This window comes from Ideonella lacteola (assembly GCF_038066555.1).
Taxonomy (GTDB): domain Bacteria; phylum Pseudomonadota; class Gammaproteobacteria; order Burkholderiales; family Burkholderiaceae_C; genus Ideonella; species Ideonella lacteola.
In genome coordinates this window covers 1-1,775 of sequence record NZ_JBBUTG010000020.1, presented here as the reverse complement: position 1 = coordinate 1,775, position 1,775 = coordinate 1, and the positions used below count along the sequence as shown (strand labels likewise).

The following is a 1,775-nucleotide window of genomic DNA, read 5'->3' as shown; positions in this document are numbered from 1 at the left end:
TCGAGCGCGGGTGACTGCGACTTTGCTGCCAGCAATTTCACGGTGGATGGCAAGTACGGTCTGGTGTTTGTGCCGCGCTACCAGAACTCGGTGAGCTTCAAGGTGCAGCTGGGCAAGGATGTCGGCAACGAACTGGTCGTCGACGCGGCGCAACCGACGACGGCGACGCTCGCCGCCGGGCAGAACGCGCGCTACACCTTCAACGGGGTGACGGGCAAGAACCTGCAGCTGCTGTTGACCAACAACACGCTGGACGATGGCAACACGGGCACCAACAACTACACCTACGTGTATGTGTACAAGCCCGACGGCAACTACCTGACGTCGACTTACCAGTACACCAGCGAGCGCTCGGGCACCCTGCTGACGCTGCCGACGCTGCCGGTGGACGGTGTGTACACGGTGCTGGTGAATCCGGACAACCTCGACGAAGGCCAGATCAAGCTGCACCTGAGGTCGGCGAACAACGGTACGGCCCTGCCGACCGATGCCAGCGTCACCTCGGTGAATGTGGCCGACCAGGAGCTGGGTTACTACAGCTTCACCGGAGTGGCGGGCAGGGGCTACGGCCTGGCGGTGAAGGACCTGGTGCTGACGCCAGGGGTCAACAGCCCGAGCTTGTCGGCCTACCTGTACAAGCCCGACGGCACGTACGTCGCAAGCTGCAGCTTCTCGAGCGCGGGTGACTGCGACTTCGCCGCGAGCTACTTCACGATGGATGGCAACTACGGCCTGGTGTTCGTGCCGCGCTACCAGAACTCGGTGAGCTTCAAGGTGCAGCTGGGCAAGGATGTCGGCAACGAACTGGTCGTCGACGCGGCGCAACCGACGACGGCGACGCTCGCTGCCGGGCAGAACGCGCGCTACACCTTCAATGGCGTGGCGGGCAAGAACCTGCAGCTGCTGGTGACCAACAATGCGCTGGACGATGGTGACTCGGGTACCAACAACTACACCTACGTGTATGTGTACAAGCCCGACGGCAACTACCTGACGTCGACCTACCAGTACACGAGCGATCGCTCGGGCTTCCTGATCAGCCTGCCGGCGCTGCCGGTCAGTGGCACGTACACCGTGTATGTCGCTCCCGACAACCTTGATGCCGGGCAGATCAAGCTGCACGTGAGGACTGCCAACAGCGGCGCAGCCCTGCAGACCGACGGCACGGCTCAGGCGGCGAACGTGGCGAACCAGGAGCTGGGCTACTACCGCTTCGCCGGGGTGACGGGCAAGGCCTACACCGTGGTGCTGAAGGACCTGGTGTTCACGCCGGGAACCAACAGCCCGAACGTGACGGCCTATCTGTACAAGCTCGATGGCAGCAACGTGACGTCCTGCACGCTGTACACGAGCCAGTCGTCATGCGAGTTCGGCGCGAGCTACATCACCGCCAACGGTGACTACGGGTTGGTCTTCGTTCCCAAGTTCCAGAACTCGGCTCAATTCAACGCGACCGTCACGGCGCATTGAACTGACCCGACGGCGCAATAGAAGGCCGGGCGTGGACCATGCAGCGATGGTTCTGGCCCGGCGAATCCAGAGGGGGAGGGCATCCAAATGTCGGACTTTGATTTCAGCCGCAAGGCGGTGGTGAACGCGTGCGTGGCGGTGTGCCTGGCGATGGCCAGCGGGGTGTCGGTGGAAGCGGCGCAGGCTGATGCCAAGGCGCCGGTGGCGGCAGCGCAGAAGCAGTCGGTGTTGGCTGTCCGTGTGCAGTTGCCCGATGGCCGCTGGTTGGAAGCCGGTGGCACGGGCAAGGCCGATTCGCTCGCGGC

The 1,775-nt window shown here is 63.6% G+C and carries 2 protein-coding genes; both read left to right on the top strand.

Features of this window, described 5'->3' with window-relative positions:
* Positions 1 to 1,470, top strand: a 1,470-nt coding sequence (locus AACH06_RS23210; protein WP_341428167.1) for a hypothetical protein, incomplete at its 5' end; no start/stop codon positions are given.
* Positions 1,471 to 1,557: 87 nt separating this feature from the next.
* On the top strand, positions 1,558 to 1,775 hold a 218-nt coding region (locus AACH06_RS23205; RefSeq protein ID WP_341428166.1), incomplete at its 3' end, for a hypothetical protein.